Genomic DNA, 960 nt, shown 5'->3' on the forward strand with positions numbered 1-960 from the left:
TCTCAACGCGGCGCTTGAAGCAGACGAGCGAGTCAGACTTGAGCAAGTTGGCTTGTTCGTCGATGGGGTGGCAGTTGCTCAAATTGGTGAGTTGCCTTTTGACGTCGTACGTACGCAAAAAATCGATCGTTCAGGACCGATTGTCGAGCCTGAAGTTGTGACCTGTACCAACGATGAAGTCTGCGCTGCCATTAAGGATATTTTTGAAGAAAACCGTAGTATTGTTGAGCCTGCTGGCGCATTATCAGTCGCTGGTATGAAAAAGTATATTGAAGCCAATGATTTACAAGGTAAAAACTGCGTTGGTATCATTTGCGGTGCCAATATGAATTTTGATCGCCTACGTTATATCGCTGAACGTACTGAGATCGGGGAGAAAAAAGAAGCCATCTTTGGTGTCACTATCCCTGAGCAGACTGGTGCTTTCTTAAACTTCTGCCGTAGTCTGCATGGACGAAATATTACTGAGTTTAATTACCGCGCTGATAGCAAAAAATCACCAGACTCAATGGAGCCTGCCTCAATCTTTGTTGGTATTGCCTTAAAAGAAGGTGAGAGAGAACGTCAAACGATTAACAATCAACTGACGGCTGACGGCTATACAGCACATGATTTGACAGATGACGATATCGCCAAATCGCATATTCGTCATCTGATTGGCGGTCATGCTCATGTTGAAAACGAGCAGTTGCTAAAAATCACCTTTCCTGAACGTCCGGGGGCTTTATTGACATTTTTAGAAAAGCTGGGCGACGACTTTAATATTACGCTTTTCCATTACCGTAATCATGGCGCCGCCGAAGGTCGCGTGTTGGTCGGCTTACAAGCTTCTGAGAGCAACTCTCGTCAATTACAAGACGCCCTACTCGATATCGGTTATGACTGTACGATGCTAAACGACAATATCGGCTATCAGTTGTTTTTAAAGTAGTAAAATAGACATAAGTTATCATTATCAAT

At 44.0% G+C, this 960-nt stretch carries 1 protein-coding gene; it reads left to right on the top strand.

Annotation, left to right across the window (positions count from 1 at the left end; all coding sequences use genetic code 11):
- Positions 1 to 931: threonine ammonia-lyase (locus ACS8FD_RS17405; RefSeq protein WP_459252142.1), on the top strand; the 931-nt coding region annotated here is incomplete at its 5' end.
- Between the last annotated feature and the right edge of the window lie 29 nt (positions 932 to 960).

It is taken from the genome of Psychrobacter sp. 1U2 (genome assembly GCF_051847575.1).